The organism is Fulvivirga maritima, assembly GCF_021389955.1.
Taxonomy (GTDB): domain Bacteria; phylum Bacteroidota; class Bacteroidia; order Cytophagales; family Cyclobacteriaceae; genus Fulvivirga; species Fulvivirga maritima.
Genome location: NZ_CP089980.1, coordinates 6,193,408 through 6,208,219, shown reverse-complemented (window position 1 = coordinate 6,208,219; position 14,812 = coordinate 6,193,408). Strand labels below are relative to the sequence as shown.

Here is a 14,812-nt window from a genome sequence, read left to right as displayed (position 1 = left end):
GATAATCCATAAATTTAAAAATTGAACTGAAATGACTAAAAATAGATATATAAAATTAAGCTTATTAGTAGCTGCCATGTTTGTGTCAGGCTCTTGCTCTGATGATTTTCTAGATGTGGATCCGGTAGCCAGTAAGTTAGAGATAAATTATTATCAAAATCAGGAAGAGGCTTATGCTGCCTTGGTGGCTGCATATGATCCAGTGGGGTGGATAGGTAGTAATTATGTTTCTAAACTTTTCGCCACCAATGTAGCGTCTGATGATTTTAATGCCGGTGGAGGTAGCTCTAGTGATCAGCCAGATATTCAAGCCATGTCAAATTATTCCTTAAATGAAGCTAGAGGTCCTCAGGGAGAGCTTTGGAATAAAGGGTACTCTGGAATTTTCAGAGCTAATATACTTATGGAAAAGCTGCCGGGGATACCAGGTATGAGTGAGAGCTTAAAGACCAGATATAATGCTGAAGCTAAATTTTTAAGAGCATTTTATTACTTCGACCTTATAAGGTTCTTTTATAAAATTCCTTTAATGACAGAAACGATTCTGCCAGAGGATGTATTGACTGTAGAGCAGGTAGAAAGAGAACAGGTTTATGAACAAATAGAAACAGATTTGCTGGATGCTATTCCTCATCTTCCAGCAACTGTAAACGTAAGCAATGAAGGAGGTAGAGCTACAGAAGGAGCAGCTCGTGCACTGCTGGGTAAATTGTATTTGGAAATGGAAAGATTTTCAGATGCTGCTGCTCAATTTGAAAAAGTGAATGGAACCCCGGGAGGTACTAGTCAATATGGTTATAGTTTATTAGATAATTTTGCCGATTTATTTAAAGTAGGAAATGAGTTTAACTCTGAATCTATTTTTGAAGTAGCCCACAGTAGTGAATCAAATACAGGATGGGATTGTATCCCTTGTACTGAAGGTAATGTGTTAAATCATATTGCGGCACCTAGAAGCTACACTGTTACTGATAGCTTATCAACTTCTATTCCGCGCTATGTTTCTGGTTACGGATTTTGTGTGCCTACTCAAGGTTTGGCAGATGCCTTCAATTTAGGTGGAGGTAACTATGATCCTAGATATTCGGCTACTCTAACCAATTTGGACAGCCTGCAAGAAATTGGGGCTATATCTTATGGCGAAAGTTATCAAAACAGTGGTTATGTACTAAGAAAATTTGCAGGTACTCAGCAGAATGTTTCTACAGGTTCAGGAGCTGTGGAGCTTAATTTCCCTCAAAACACTTATGAAATCAGGTTGGCAGATACTTACCTGTTAGAAGCTGAAGCACTTGTGAGAGGCGGAGTCGGTCAGGAACGTGCTCAGTCTTTATTAGATGCGGTAAGAGAGAGAGTAGGCTTAGAATCAGTGCCAGTAAATATGGATAATATCTTAAGAGAGAGAAGGCTGGAGTTAGCTGGTGAAGGTCAGCGTTGGTTTGACCTGATGCGTAACGGTAGAGTCACTCAAGGGTTAACTGAAAAAGGCTTTACACCAGGTAAAAATGAGAGGCTTCCTATTCCATTGAGAGAGCTTACTGATACCATGCTAGAGCAAGATCCTAACTACTAAAATCGTCTTCTTTAAAACATTAGTAAATTATGAAAAATCATATATATAACTTTTTAAAAGTAACGAGCCTATCCTGTTTTGTACTGGCTGCTGCTTGTACTCCGGAAGATGAAGACTTGTCACTAGGGCAGCCTGAAGAGGCCAGTTTTACAGTGAGTGAAGTGGCTGGTGAACCAAACTTCTTCATATTGGAGAATACTACGCCTAATGCTTTTATGACCTACTGGGACATGGGAAGAGGGTTTGAAAAAGGAGAACCTCAAGACACTGTGTTTTTCCCTGATCAAGGAGAATATGAAGTGAGACTTAGGGCGGTTTCTCCAGGAGGTATTGATGAATCTGAGACTCAAATGATAACTGTGGCTACTTCAGATCCTGCTGCTGGTAACTTAATTCAAGGAGCTGATATGGATAGTTTTGAGTATTGGACGAAATTTTATATCAGTGCCAATCATGATGTTGATATCAATCTGGAAGACGGCCATATGGTTGCTTCCGGAAATAATGATGGACATGTAGGTATTTATCAGCCTATTAATGTAGAGGCAGATAAGGTTTATAATCTATCAGTTTATTTATCTGGAAATGGAGCTACAGATGTTTGGTTAGAAGTTTACATGGGAGATACAGAACCCGAGGAAGGAGTAGAATATAGTGAGGGCGGAAACCTCATGGGGTTAAACACATGGGTTGGCTGTGGAAATAGCGCCTTCAGTGGTAATCTCGCAGTGATAGGATGTACAGGTTCTTTAGTAGAAGAAAATGGAGAAATAGAATTTGAGACTGGAGGCACCAAGTACTTGGTTATCAGAACCGGAGGAGTCAATCTCGGTGATGGAGGTATTGTAATAGATCGGGTAGAGTTTAGAGGTACCCGATAAAATTAATGTCAGCCTGGTCAAACCTGATCAGGCTGTTTTTATAACACTCATGGATATATTATGAAAAAGCAGATTATACTATGTTGTTCTATACTTTTAATTACCTTTTTTTATGATGCAAAGTCCCAGGGCTTTTTACAGGCACACCAAGGGCGCATTATAGACAGTAACAGCGGAGAAGAGGTCTTGTGGAGAGGAATGGGGCTAGGCGGCTGGATGCTGCAAGAAGGGTATATGCTAGAGACTGGCGGACCTCAATTTCAGATTCAAAGAAGGATCACTGAGCTTATTGGCGAGGATAAAAAGAATGAGTTTTATGATGCCTGGCTCGCGAATCATATGCAGGAGATAGATGTGGATTCTCTGAGCTCCTGGGGTTTTAATATGATAAGGCTACCTATGCATTATAATCTCTTCACTCCACCTATTGAAGAGGAAACCAATGAAGAGATTACCTGGCTGAACAAAGGCTTCGAGTTAACAGATAACCTGCTTCAGTGGTGTAAAACCCATAATGTATACCTTATTTTAGACCTGCATGCCACCCCTGGCGGACAGGGAGAAAATGCCGATATCAATGATTATGATCCCACCAAACCATCGTTATGGGAAAGTGAGGCTAACAAGGCTAAAATGGTAGCTCTATGGAGAAAGCTTGCCGAAAGGTATGCGGATGAACCTATGATAGCTGCTTATGACATTATTAATGAACCTAATTGGGGCTTTCAGGATCATGCCGGAGATCCCAACGGATGTTCTGAGTCAGAAAATACGGAACTCTGGGATTTGCAAAAAGAAGTTACAGAGGCCATAAGAGAGGTAGATCAGAATCATATTGTAATTATAGAAGGAAACTGCTGGGGAAATAACTACGCAGGCTTGCCAGAACTCTGGGATGATAATATGGTGGTTAGCTACCATAAATACTGGAATGCCAATGACGTAGGAGCTATCCAAGGCATGCTAGATATGCGAAATGACCGTAATGTGCCTATTTGGTTAGGTGAGACAGGTGAAAATTCTAATACCTGGTTTACTAACGCTGTCCAGCTTTTTGAAGAGAATGATATGGGATGGTCCTGGTGGCCGTTGAAGAAAACTGGTGGAAATAATCCTTTGCAAATTCATAAAGGAGAAGGCTATCAGCAGGTAATTGACTATTGGAATGGAGCCGCCGAAGCACCTTCAGAAACAGAGGCTTATGAAGGGCTAATGCAGTTTGCTGAAAATACAAAGCTGGAAAATTGTGAATACAGAAAAGATGTGGTGGATGCGCTAATCAGGCAACCTCACACTAATGAGACAAAACCTTTCAAGTCACATGACCTGACAGTGGGCGATAACCTATTGATCTACGCTGTAGATTATGATCTTGGTAAAAACGGTTATGCTTATTATGATGTTGATGCTTCCAATACTTCAGGAACTTCAGGTGGAGCCAGCTGGAATAGCGGCGGGCAATACAGAAATGCTGGAGTAGATATAGAAGGCTGTTCAGATGAGCTGACTAATGGTTATAACGTCGGTTGGACAATGCCGGAAGAGTGGTTACAATATACAATCAATGTGGAAGAGGAAGGCAGCTATCATGTATCGTTCAGAGTGGCGTCTCCCTCAGGTTTGGGCAAAGTGAAGCTATATGCTAATGATGTGAAAGTATCTGAAACTATCACTATGCCTAACACGGGAGATTACCAGGCGTGGAGCACTATCACAGTAGAAGGTATTCACCTAAATCAGGGAGAGCAGAAATTAAAGCTGTTAGTAGAAGAAGGCGATTTTAATTTTAATTACATAGAAATTGAAGGTCCTTTTGATGTAACTGAGCAGCCAAAGATTTTAGAGAAAAAGGCTATTAATCAAAAAAAAGAATAGGCCTGATCTTTAATCAATCATTTGTTGAAATGCCTGAAGCGCACGGTTTTACTGCTACGGTCAATGGCGAGTCGGCCGAAATAGAATCTGTAGAGCTCGGTGAGGAGGCGCATCAGGTGGTAAATATTTATATGGCAGAGGAAATTCATTATGGAGATGAGATTTTGATTTCTTATAACGGCACTAATCTGCAAACAACAGAAGGTGTTACATTGGCAGCAATTACAGACTTATCCATAGATATTTTTCTTGACGGAGATCGGTTGCCTTTGGCTGTTCCCGGTCAGATAGAAGTGGAAGATTATTTTGTGAATAACGGTTTTGAGTGGGAAGAAGCTGAAGATGAAGGAGGAGGCCTTAACTTATCATATACTGATGCAGGAGACTATCTTGATTTTGCTGTAAATGTAGAAGAAGAAGGATATTACGAGGTGGAGTATAGAGTATCATCTCAGGATGAAGGTGGCACCGTAGCTCTATTTACGCTAAATGAGGAGGATCAGGAAAACGAAATAAGCCGTGTTTCATTTGAGAAGACAGATGACTGGCAAGCTTGGGTTACCGTAAATGGTTCGGTGGCAGACCTGTCTCAGGGTTTTCAACGCATCCGTTTAAAAGCCATTACTTCATTGTTTAATGTAAACTGGATTAGGCTTAACTATATAGGAGCTTCTTTGCCTACAGGAGTAGAAGATAATATAGCTTTAAATTATACAATATATCCAAATCCTGCTGATGGTGCGGTAAATGTGCGTTTTACTAATTCTGTAGAAGACAAGCAAATATCATTACGAGATCATTCCGGCAAGGTGCTGTTTACTCAGGAGGTACCACAAGGTCGTGAGCAGATAGAGATAGAAGAGTCTTTAGCGGCTGGTTTGTACTTTATAACAGTTACGGATGCTGATGAGTCCTATACTCAAAAAATTATTATACGTTAATTTCATGTTGAAAAAAACATCAGGGGGAATACTGGCTTGCGCTTTATTTTTAACAACATTAATTAGTTGTGACCAAAGCAAGCCTACTACTGGTGTAGAGCAGTTGAATTACATGCTTACTACACCGGATAAATCTAACTTATTGGCCTTGGGTTCATTACAAAAGGCTGATCACTTAGATGATGCTTTAATTACTATTGCTATAAATGAGGATAGTATTTTTCAGCAAATGGATGGCTTTGGCTACACGCTTACTGGCGGTAGTGCCGGCCACATATCTCAAATGGATAGCCTGGCCCGGAAGCAATTGTTACTCAATTTATTTGACACAGATAGCCTGGGAATAGGGGTAAACTATTTAAGAATAAGCATAGGAGCTTCAGATCTTGATCCTCAACCTTTTTCTTATAATGATTTACCTGCAGGTGAAGAGGATCTGGAAATTGATCGTTTTTCGCTAGATAATGATCGAGCTCATCTTATTCCGGTACTTAAGGAGGTTTTGGAAATAAATCCTGAACTGAAAATAATGGGCTCGCCCTGGTCAGCACCTGCCTGGATGAAAGATAACCATGATACCAGAGGAGGCAGTCTTAAACCTGAGTATTATGAGGCTTATGCTAAATATCTTGTGAAATATCTGCAGGCAATGAAAGCTGAAGGTATAACCATAGATGCCATCACTGTGCAGAATGAGCCGCTTCATCCGGGTAATAATCCCAGTATGTTTATGCCGGCTGAGCAGCAAGCCGAATTTGTGAAAAATCACCTCGGCCCGGCTTTTGAAAAGAATGGCATTACTACTAAAATCATAGCCTATGATCATAATGCTGATCGGCCTGATTATCCGGTCACTATCTATAAAGATCAGGAAGCTGCTAAATATATTGATGGTGCAGCATTTCACTTATATAATGGTAATATAGATACTCTTTCTTCTTTACATAAGGCTTATCCTGAGAAGAATTTGTATTTTACAGAGCAGTGGGTAGGAGCCCCCGGTGATTTTGCTAACGATTTCAAATGGCATACCAGAGAGGTGGTAATAGGTGGTGCTCGTAACTGGTGTAAGACTATTCTCGAGTGGAATTTGTCTTCTAATCCTGAGCTGGAGCCACATACAGACCGAGGCGGATGTGACCGCTGTCTGGGAGCAGTTACCATAGCTGATAGTGAGGTGTTGAATAACCCAGCCTATTATGTTATAGCTCATGCCTCTAGGTATGTGAAAGCAGGAGCCTTTAGGGTGTATTCCAATGAGGTGGATGGCCTGCCCAATGTGGCATTTAAAAATGAGAACAATGATATAGTACTCATAGTGCTAAATGATGATGCTGAAGAACGTGACTTTAGCATAGAAATAAATAAGAATCGATTTGATACCAGCCTGGCTGCAGGAGCCGTGGCTACATATGTTTATAAAATTTAATTGAATAAAAGGATGAACGTGAAAATGACAATTGCTTTCCTTTTTCTAGCGGGTTTTTGCCAGGTGGCATGGGCTCAGAAAGATGATGAAGCAAAGATAGAAGCTCTTATTAAAAAAATGACCTTAGAGGAAAAAGTAGGTCAAATGGCTCAAATTACGCTTGATGTGGTGGGTAAAGGAGAAAATATTTATTCCAGCTATGATCCTGTAGAGCTAGATAAGGAAGCATTGAAAAAGGCTCTTGTAGATTATAAAATAGGATCTGTACTCAATACCGCTAATAACAAGGCGCTAACACCAAAACGTTGGTATGAGATTATTAGAGATATTCAGAAAGTAGCCATGAAGGATACTCGTCTGAAAATCCCTATTCTTTATGGAGTAGATGAAATTCACGGAGCTACTTACACTGCCGGCGCTACTATGTTCCCTCAGCAAATTGCTCAGGGAGCTAGCAGAAACAGAGACTTGGTGAGAAAAGGAGCTGAAATAACTGCTTATGAAACCAGAGCCAGCTCCATTCCTTGGACTTTCTCTCCTGTACTTGATTTAGGTTTAGAGCCCAGATTTTCACGTATGTGGGAGTCTTTTGGTGAAGATCCATATTTATGTACTCAACTGGGTGTAGAAATGATTAACGGATATGAGGGCGAAAACAATACAGTTGGTGATCCTGAGCATATTGCTTCATGTCTGAAGCATTTCCTGGGCTACCATGCTACTATTTCAGGTAAAGACAGAACTCCTGGCTATATCCCTGAAGACGCTTTAAGAGAATATCATTTACCATCATTTAAGGCAGCAATTGAAGCAGGAGCACATACTATTATGATTAACTCTGGTATCATTAACGGTGTGCCAGTACATGCTAACTATGAGTTGTTAACTAAGCTTTTAAAAGAAGAGTTAGGCTTTAAAGGTCTGGTAGTAACAGACTGGGCTGATATTGAAAACTTGCAGAGAAGAGACAGAATAGCAGAAACGAATAAAGATGCGGTGATGCTGGCTATTAATGCAGGTATCGATATGTCTATGATTCCTTACCAATATGAGCCATTTTGCAATGATCTGGTAGCTTTAGTGAAAGAAGGAAAGGTGAGCATGGAGAGAATTGATGATGCGGTAAGAAGAGTTCTAAGAGTGAAGTTTGCTCTTAACTTGTTTGAAGCGCCTACCACTAACTATAAAGACTATCCTAAATTTGGTAGTGATGAGTTTGGTAAAGCAGCTTACCAAATGGCCGCTGAGTCTATCACTTTATTGAAAAATACGGATGATTTACTTCCGCTAGATAAATCTGCAAAAGTATTAGTTACAGGTCCTAATGCTAATAGCATGAGAACGCTCAATGGAGCCTGGACTTACTCTTGGCAAGGAGACAGAGTGCCTGAATTTGCCGGTGACTATAATACCATAGTGGAGGCCCTAAAAAATAAAATGGGTGAAAAGAATGTCACTTTTGTGCCAGGCGTGAGCTACACAGAAGGTGGTAAATATTATGAAGATGAGGCAGATCAAATGGAAGAAGCGGTAAAAAGCGCGGCTCAGGCTGATGTGATAATCCTTTGTCTGGGAGAAAATACTTACACTGAAAAGCCTGGTGATCTTAATGATCTTTATATTTCAGAAAACCAGACTGAGTTGGCTAAAAAACTGGCCGCTACTGGCAAACCAATCGTATTAGTTTTAAACGAAGGTAGGCCAAGAGTCATCAGCCGATTTGAACAACAAATGAATGCCATTGTGCAGGCTTACCTGCCTGGTAATCACGGTGGAGAGGCTTTGGTTGATATCCTTTTAGGAGATGTGAACCCTTCTGGTAAGCTGCCTTATACTTACCCAAGATATCCTAATGCTACTATTTCATATATCCATAAGCCTTCTGAGGAGCAGAAAAAGGCTGAAGGTGTTTATAACTACGAAGCAGATTATAACCCTCAGTTCGAATTTGGTCACGGACTAAGCTATACTACTTTCGAATATTCAAACCTGAAAACAGATAAAGCTTCTTATAAAAAAGGAGAGGCTATAAAAGTATCCGTTACTGTGAAAAATACTGGTAAAGTAGAAGGTAAAGAAGTAGTTCATCTTTTCAGTAGTGATTTGTTTGCCAGCAGCGTTACACCTGATGTAAAAAGGTTGAGAAGATTTGAGAAAATCAGCCTTAAACCAGGCGAGTCAAAAACAGTGGATTTCACCCTTTCGCCTGAAGCAGATTTGAGTTACTTTGGAAGAGATGGTAAGAAGTTACTAGAGGCCGGAGATTTTGAGTTAATGATAGATGATGCCAAAGTGAAAATACACTTAAGTGAATAGTTGTTAAATGTTTATAAATGGGAAGGCCGGGTGTTCTAACTGAACATCCGGCTTTTTTTTGTTAAATTTCTCAGGGCTGATGCAACTTATAGTTTTTTCGGCAGTCTTTCTAAGTAAGAATGATAAGCATTGACTAAACCAATTAAGAACATACATGAGAGCATTATAAAGAGTTGTCTGGCAGGAAACCGCCAGGCCTATGGGCAGTTGTACCAATTATACTCTAAAGCCATGTTTAATGTTTGTCTGAGAATGGTAAATGATAGAAATGATGCTGAGGATGTGCTTCAAGATGCTTTTGTGAGTGCTTTTAATGGTTTAAGTGGTTATAAGGGAGATTCTACCTTTGGTGCCTGGCTCAAACGGATTGTTATTAATAAATCCATCAATTTTATTCAAAAGCGAAAGCTGGAGTTCGATGAATTGGATAGTGATAAAGAATATGAAGTAGAAGAAAAGGGGGGACAGTCAGATGCCATTAACTATCAGGTAGACTTAATAAAAGAGGCCATGCGCAAATTACCTGATGGCTATAGAGTGGTTTTTTCTTTATACTTGCTGGAAGGTTACGATCATAGTGAGATATCAGATATATTAAAAATATCAGAGTCTACTTCTAAATCACAATTGAACAGAGCTAAGGCCAAATTGAAACAGATTTTATCGGAGGAAATGAGTTATGAAAGATAAGCTGGAAGATTTCATAAAAGACAATAGAGATCAGTTTGATGATCAGGAACCCTCTCAAAAAGTATGGGCTGGTATAGAAACGCATTTGCCAGAGAAAAAGAGAACAAGTTACCAGTGGCTATGGAAAGCTGCTGCGGTAGTATTCTTTTTGTCTTCTGTATATTTATTTTTAAGACTGGAAACGGTAGATCAGCCCCAGCTAGTAGCTGATAATTCTTTAGCGAAAGAGTTTAAGTCTGTTGAGTCTTTTTACTTTCAGGAGATATCAGAGAAAAAAGGCCTTATATATGATTTTGAGTCTGAATCGGCTAATGTAGATGCTGATTTTGAACAAGACCTACAGAAGCTGGATGCTATGTATGAAGTGCTCAAAGAAGAGCTCATGCAAAACCCAAGCAAAAAAGTGGTAGATGCCTTAATTCTCAACTTACTGGTAAGGGTAGATATTCTGAATAGCCAACTAGAAAAGTTAGATCAGGTAAAAGAATCAAAAAAAGAGGATGATGAAGCTAAGAATGCTTAGCTATTAGAAGTATTTCGCGCTTAGCTCAAAACTTTCCAGTTTAGAATCCAGCACCTTTCCACTATCACATTTAAGCACTCTGGCAGGGTAATTCTTTACCAGTGTATGATCATGAGTAGCCATAAGTACCGCTGTACCGCTTTTATTAATATCCTGAAATAGTTTGAAGATACCTTGAGATACTTCCGGGTCAAGGTTACCGGTAGGCTCATCTGCCAATAATATAACAGGCTCATTAAGCAAAGCTCGTGCTATTACTACTCTTTGCTGTTCACCACCAGAAAGCTGATGCGGCATTTTTGAAGCTACAGAACCTAAACCTACTTGCATAAGCACTTCAGTTTGGCGAGCTTTCATTTTAGAGTTCTCTTTCCAGCCTGTAGCTTTCATTACAAAGGTGAGGTTCTCAGCTACAGTACGATCAGGGAATAATTGAAAATCCTGGAATATAATACCCAGTTTTCTTCTTAGAAGGGGGATTTCGTTTTTCTTTATATTGCCAATATTATAGCCGGCTACGTTTATTTCTCCTAAGCGCAGATCCAGGTCAGCATATAAAGTTTTAAGAAGAGATGTCTTACCGCCTCCAGTTCTGCCAATAAGGAATACAAATTCGCCTTTTTCGATTTCGAAATTTACATCATTCAGAACAGTTTTGTCATCCTGAAAAATGGAGGCATCTTTTATTCGTACTACAGGGTCAGAGGAGAAAGACATCTCGATTATATTTTATTAACTGTTTGCTTTTTTATGATCAGCTAAGAATTTTTCTAAACCACTATCAGTTAATGGGTGGTTTAATAAGCTAGTGATCACATTTAAAGGACAAGTAGCTACATCAGCGCCGATTTCAGCACACTGAATAAGGTGCATTGTGTGTCTTACACTAGCAGCTAATACTTCAGTAGAGAAACCATAGTTATCATAGATGTTTACAATTTGCTCTATTAAAGCTAATCCATCAATAGCGATGTCATCTAATCTACCAATGAATGGAGATACATAACTAGCTCCGGCTTTAGCAGCTAAAAGTGCCTGACCAGGAGAGAATATCAAAGTACAGTTAGTTCTGATTTCCTGAGAAGTCAAATATTTTATGGCTTTCACGCCATCTTTGATCATAGGTATTTTCACTACGATCTTGTCATCTATCTTAGCTAGCTCTTCACCTTCTTTGATCATGCTTTCAAAGTCAGTAGCTATCACCTCAGCACTTACATTGTTATCTACAATATCACAGATAGCTTTATAGTGAGCTTTTACGTTTTCATCGCCTTTAATTCCCTCTTTAGCCATTAAAGAAGGGTTGGTAGTTACACCATCCAAAACTCCAAGGTCATATGCTTCTTGGATGTCTTTTAAATTAGCGGTATCAATAAAGAATTTCATAGGGGTATATTATAAATGATACGTTGAGTTATATTTTTTCTAAATACAAACTGCAGAAACAAAAAAGGCAAATCAAGTATCGCACCGCTACAACCGCCTACCCTTGCTACCTTCCGGTCCTGGGGGAGTTCAGCAGGAGCTGGTCGTACTGATTTGCCACTGCAAATGTATAAGGTTTTCCTTAAATGTTAAAACCTTGAGGCATTTTCTTTAAATTATTTTTCCCCACCCTTCACCAGGCCTTTTAAATAAAGGTTAAACTCCAGAGAACTAGACTCTTGGAATTCATCGGCTGCCAGGTCATCATAAATCTCTTCGTCAAACTCCATTTTCCTTTTTTCAATTTCACCATTTTTATGAATAGTCAGCTCCATGCCTTTATAAGTAACAGGATTAACCTGTACCAGCACAGTGAAATCATCAAATTGTCTTTTATAATAGTTGTGAACTACGTTCTGCATGTATTGAAAATTGAGTAACAGACTCTAATATCACACATTCTGTTCAATTGGCCTTTGGTTTAGCTCAGATATTTTTATTCGTGATAGCAGTTCGTCTTCCAGCTGGTTAGCCCAGGCACGTAAATACATAATTACATCTTGCTTTACGTTGTGCTTTAGATAGGTGCCTTTCGGTAGGTAGTTCAACACTTTGGGGCTGCTGAGCTTTTCAAGATGTTTTAGGTCATCGGTATCGAGCCCATAATGGAGCATTTCAGAAATGAGATCATCCATAAGCAGGCCGCTGGTAGGGCAGTAGTCATTAAGCTGTTCATTCCAGTCGCCATATTTTTGCATGGCACGGCTATGGATCTCACTTTTAGAAAGCCGGGTGAGCTCCTGAGCTAAAAATCCACAATTGCAGCTGCCCATATGTCCCCATTGATAAATAGCACTTTGTTCGAGTTTTGAGGCCGTATTCTTTATGGCGACTATTAGGTCTGATGATGCTCTTGCCATAGTTTTTATTACTTTGTTTTATTTGAAAAACGCATGTTTTATAGATAAGTTCCTCTGCTATAAGTATATTGAATATACCGCTAACATAATAAAGCTCTGAAAAGATGAGCTTCTATTAGAACTTAGTAATTAGAAATAAAAAATACACAGTATGCATTTTAAATTTTTTAAGTCTTTTGTGCCAATAACCATGTTAGGTATGGTGTTGGCAGTGTCTTGTAACAAAGTAGAAAAAGGCACAGATGAGGGAGCAACCGAAGAAGAAGTAATAGGCATAAACACGGCTTATATCGATTCTACCGTGAGACCGGCAGATGATTTTTTCTTGTATGCCAATGGTAAATGGATAGAAGAAACAGAGATTCCAGGAGACCAGGGGCGTTGGGGTAGTTTTAATGAGTTGAGAGAAATGACCAACGAAACAGTGCTTAACGTGCTTAAGTCTGCGGGTGGTGAGTACAAAGAAGGTACAGATCAGAAAAAAGCCATTGATTTTTATACCGTTGGTATGGATTCATCTCTGGCTGAGCAAGTGGGGGTAAAGCCTCTTGAGCCTCTATTTGCGAAAATAGAAAAAATAGAAACCGCTCATGACCTTCAGAAATACCTTTCTGAAAATGAAAAAATAGGAGGAGGTCCATTTTTTAGATTTGCAGTATTTGCAGATTTTAAAAATAGTAACGCCATAGCTACCTACCTTTCTCAAGGAGGCTTAGGCTTACCTGACAGAGATTATTATACTAAAACAGATTCTAAGTCAGTAGAAATAAGAGAGAAATATGTGCAGCATGTAGCTAAAATGTTACAGATGCTGGGAGATTCTGAAGAAGAAGCAAAAGCAGAGGCTGAGCGCATTATGGCTTTAGAAACCAGGCTGGCAGAAGCTTCTATGACTAATGTAGAGAGAAGAAACACGCCTGCGTTATATAACAAAATGTCTTTAGCTAAGGTAGGAGAGATTGTGCCGGCTTTTGATTGGAAAGAATATCTGGCTGATATGGGCGTAACAGGCGTAGATACTTTAATAGTAATGCAGCCTGAGTTTATGAAGGAGTTTCAGGCTATAGTAAAAGAGGTGCCTGCTTCTACATGGAGAGAGTACTTGAGATGGAACTTAATAGATCAGAATTCTAGCTTCCTTAGCCATGATTTTGTGCAAGCTAACTTTGATTTCTTTAGTAAAGAGCTTAATGGCGTAGACGAAATGCAGCCAAGATGGAAAAGAGTGTTAGGAACAGCTAACTATTCCTTAGGAGAAGCCATTGGTAAATTGTATGTAGATGAAACGTTCCCTCCTGAAGCCAAGAAAAAGGCCGAAGAGATGGTGGGTAATATTAAACTAGCTTTCGCTGATAGAATTAAAGCTTTGCCTTGGATGTCAGATTCTACTAAGCAAAAGGCATTGGCTAAGCTTACTAAAATGACTGTAAAAATAGGTTACCCAGATGAGTGGAAAGATTACAGTGACCTGAAAGTGGAAAGTGATGCTGAAACAGCTTCTTATGTAGGTAATATTATGAATGCCCGTAAGTTTGGCTTCCAGGAAGAAATAGATAAAATAGGCAAGCCTGTAGATAAAACAGAGTGGGGCATGTCACCTCAAACAGTGAATGCTTATTTTAATCCTATGTTTAATGAAATAGTATTTCCTGCGGCTATTTTGCAACCTCCGTTCTATAATTATAAAGCTGATATGGCGGTTAACTATGGTGGTATAGGAGCGGTTATTGGCCATGAGATTTCTCACTGTTTTGATGATCAGGGAAGTAGATTTGATGCTAATGGAAACCTGGTTAACTGGTGGACAGATGAAGATGCTGAAAACTTTAAAGGTAGAACAGGTAAGCTGATAGCGCAGTATGATGGCTATGAGCCTTTAGATAGTGTTCATGTAAATGGAGCTTTCACTTTAGGTGAAAATATTGGAGACCTTGGTGGTATCAACGTGGCTTATGATGGGCTGCAAAAGCACTTGGCTGAGCATGGTGATCCTGACTTGATAGATGGAATGACTCCACAGCAAAGGTTCTTCATGTCATGGGCTACTATTTGGAGAATAAAATATAAAGATGAGACTTTACGCACTCAGGTAAATACTGATCCGCACTCACCAGGAATGTACAGAGCCAATGGGCCTCTATCTAACATGGAAGCATTTTATGAGGCTTTTGATGTGAAACCAGGAGACGGCATGTATCGTGATGACAGCGTGAGAGTTAAGATCTGGTAACAAAAA

Annotated in this window: 13 protein-coding genes and 1 other RNA gene; 9 read left to right on the top strand and 5 right to left on the bottom strand. The window is 39.6% G+C overall.

Annotated elements, in window-relative coordinates; all coding sequences use genetic code 11:
* Positions 1-31 precede the first annotated feature (31 nt).
* The 8 genes from LVD15_RS25925 (at position 32) to LVD15_RS25890 (ending at position 10,228) form a co-directional block, all read left to right on the top strand.
* Entirely contained in the window at positions 32-1,573 is a 1,542-nt protein-coding gene (locus LVD15_RS25925) for a RagB/SusD family nutrient uptake outer membrane protein (RefSeq protein WP_233778087.1), read from the top strand.
* Between the two features lie 29 nt (positions 1,574-1,602).
* Entirely contained in the window at positions 1,603-2,454 is an 852-nt protein-coding gene (locus tag LVD15_RS25920; protein ID WP_233778086.1) for a hypothetical protein, read from the top strand.
* 60 nt (positions 2,455-2,514) lie between these two features.
* A complete protein-coding gene (locus tag LVD15_RS25915; protein WP_233778085.1) occupies positions 2,515-4,329 on the top strand; it encodes a cellulase family glycosylhydrolase in 1,815 nt (604 codons plus the stop codon).
* A 29-nt stretch (positions 4,330-4,358) separates the two neighbouring features.
* Positions 4,359-5,270 (top strand): carbohydrate-binding protein, encoded by a 912-nt coding sequence (locus LVD15_RS25910; RefSeq protein WP_233778084.1) that lies wholly within the window; start codon positions 4,359-4,361, stop codon positions 5,268-5,270.
* Between the two features lie 4 nt (positions 5,271-5,274).
* Positions 5,275-6,699: a glycoside hydrolase family 30 protein gene (locus LVD15_RS25905; protein ID WP_233778083.1), complete on the top strand. Its 1,425-nt coding sequence runs from the start codon at positions 5,275-5,277 to the stop codon at positions 6,697-6,699.
* A 24-nt stretch (positions 6,700-6,723) separates the two neighbouring features.
* Complete coding sequence (locus LVD15_RS25900) at positions 6,724-9,015, top strand: glycoside hydrolase family 3 N-terminal domain-containing protein (protein ID WP_233781011.1); 2,292 nt, start codon at positions 6,724-6,726, stop codon at positions 9,013-9,015.
* Positions 9,016-9,144: 129 nt separating this feature from the next.
* Entirely contained in the window at positions 9,145-9,705 is a 561-nt protein-coding gene (locus tag LVD15_RS25895) for an RNA polymerase sigma factor (RefSeq protein WP_233778082.1), read from the top strand.
* Positions 9,695-10,228, top strand: coding sequence for a hypothetical protein (locus LVD15_RS25890; protein WP_233778081.1), 534 nt, complete (start codon positions 9,695-9,697; stop codon positions 10,226-10,228). The genes LVD15_RS25895 and LVD15_RS25890 overlap by 11 nt, the downstream gene beginning before the upstream one ends.
* 3 nt (positions 10,229-10,231) lie before the next feature.
* On the opposite strand, the gene LVD15_RS25885 is transcribed toward LVD15_RS25890, so the two are convergent.
* The 5 genes from LVD15_RS25885 to LVD15_RS25865 all read right to left on the bottom strand — a co-directional run bounded on the left by LVD15_RS25885 (position 10,232) and on the right by LVD15_RS25865 (position 12,576).
* Positions 10,232-10,945 carry a cell division ATP-binding protein FtsE gene (locus LVD15_RS25885; RefSeq protein ID WP_233778080.1) on the bottom strand — a complete coding sequence of 238 codons (714 nt, stop codon included), beginning with the start codon at positions 10,943-10,945 and terminating at the stop codon, positions 10,232-10,234.
* Between the two features lie 15 nt (positions 10,946-10,960).
* Positions 10,961-11,617 (bottom strand): fructose-6-phosphate aldolase, encoded by a 657-nt coding sequence (gene fsa / locus LVD15_RS25880; protein ID WP_233778079.1) that lies wholly within the window; start codon positions 11,615-11,617, stop codon positions 10,961-10,963.
* A gap of 61 nt (positions 11,618-11,678) precedes the next feature.
* Positions 11,679-11,777, bottom strand: an RNA gene (gene ffs, locus LVD15_RS25875) — signal recognition particle sRNA small type.
* 55 nt (positions 11,778-11,832) lie between these two features.
* Positions 11,833-12,078 carry a hypothetical protein gene (locus tag LVD15_RS25870; RefSeq protein WP_202246484.1) on the bottom strand — a complete coding sequence of 82 codons (246 nt, stop codon included), beginning with the start codon at positions 12,076-12,078 and terminating at the stop codon, positions 11,833-11,835.
* A gap of 30 nt (positions 12,079-12,108) precedes the next feature.
* Entirely contained in the window at positions 12,109-12,576 is a 468-nt protein-coding gene (locus LVD15_RS25865; RefSeq protein ID WP_233778078.1) for a hypothetical protein, read from the bottom strand.
* A 151-nt stretch (positions 12,577-12,727) separates the two neighbouring features.
* Here LVD15_RS25865 and LVD15_RS25860 point away from each other — a divergent pair, with 151 nt between their 5' ends.
* Positions 12,728-14,806, top strand: coding sequence for a M13 family metallopeptidase (locus tag LVD15_RS25860; protein ID WP_233778077.1), 2,079 nt, complete (start codon positions 12,728-12,730; stop codon positions 14,804-14,806).
* The last annotated feature ends 6 nt before the right edge of the window (positions 14,807-14,812 follow it).

Excerpts from the sequence above, each read along its gene's own strand:
- LVD15_RS25925 (WP_233778087.1), top strand. The coding sequence starts at position 32 with ATGACTAAAAATAGATATATAAAATTAAGCTTATTAGTAGCTGCCATG.
- LVD15_RS25920 (WP_233778086.1), top strand. The coding sequence starts at position 1,603 with ATGAAAAATCATATATATAACTTTTTAAAAGTAACGAGCCTATCCTGT.
- LVD15_RS25915 (WP_233778085.1), top strand. The coding sequence starts at position 2,515 with ATGAAAAAGCAGATTATACTATGTTGTTCTATACTTTTAATTACCTTT.
- LVD15_RS25910 (WP_233778084.1), top strand. The coding sequence starts at position 4,359 with ATGCCTGAAGCGCACGGTTTTACTGCTACGGTCAATGGCGAGTCGGCC.
- LVD15_RS25905 (WP_233778083.1), top strand. The coding sequence starts at position 5,275 with ATGTTGAAAAAAACATCAGGGGGAATACTGGCTTGCGCTTTATTTTTA.
- LVD15_RS25900 (WP_233781011.1), top strand. The coding sequence starts at position 6,724 with ATGACAATTGCTTTCCTTTTTCTAGCGGGTTTTTGCCAGGTGGCATGG.
- LVD15_RS25890 (WP_233778081.1), top strand. The coding sequence starts at position 9,695 with ATGAAAGATAAGCTGGAAGATTTCATAAAAGACAATAGAGATCAGTTT.
- LVD15_RS25885 (WP_233778080.1), bottom strand. The coding sequence starts at position 10,945 with ATGTCTTTCTCCTCTGACCCTGTAGTACGAATAAAAGATGCCTCCATT.
- fsa (WP_233778079.1), bottom strand. The coding sequence starts at position 11,617 with ATGAAATTCTTTATTGATACCGCTAATTTAAAAGACATCCAAGAAGCA.
- LVD15_RS25870 (WP_202246484.1), bottom strand. The coding sequence starts at position 12,078 with ATGCAGAACGTAGTTCACAACTATTATAAAAGACAATTTGATGATTTC.
- LVD15_RS25865 (WP_233778078.1), bottom strand. The coding sequence starts at position 12,576 with ATGGCAAGAGCATCATCAGACCTAATAGTCGCCATAAAGAATACGGCC.
- LVD15_RS25860 (WP_233778077.1), top strand. The coding sequence starts at position 12,728 with ATGCATTTTAAATTTTTTAAGTCTTTTGTGCCAATAACCATGTTAGGT.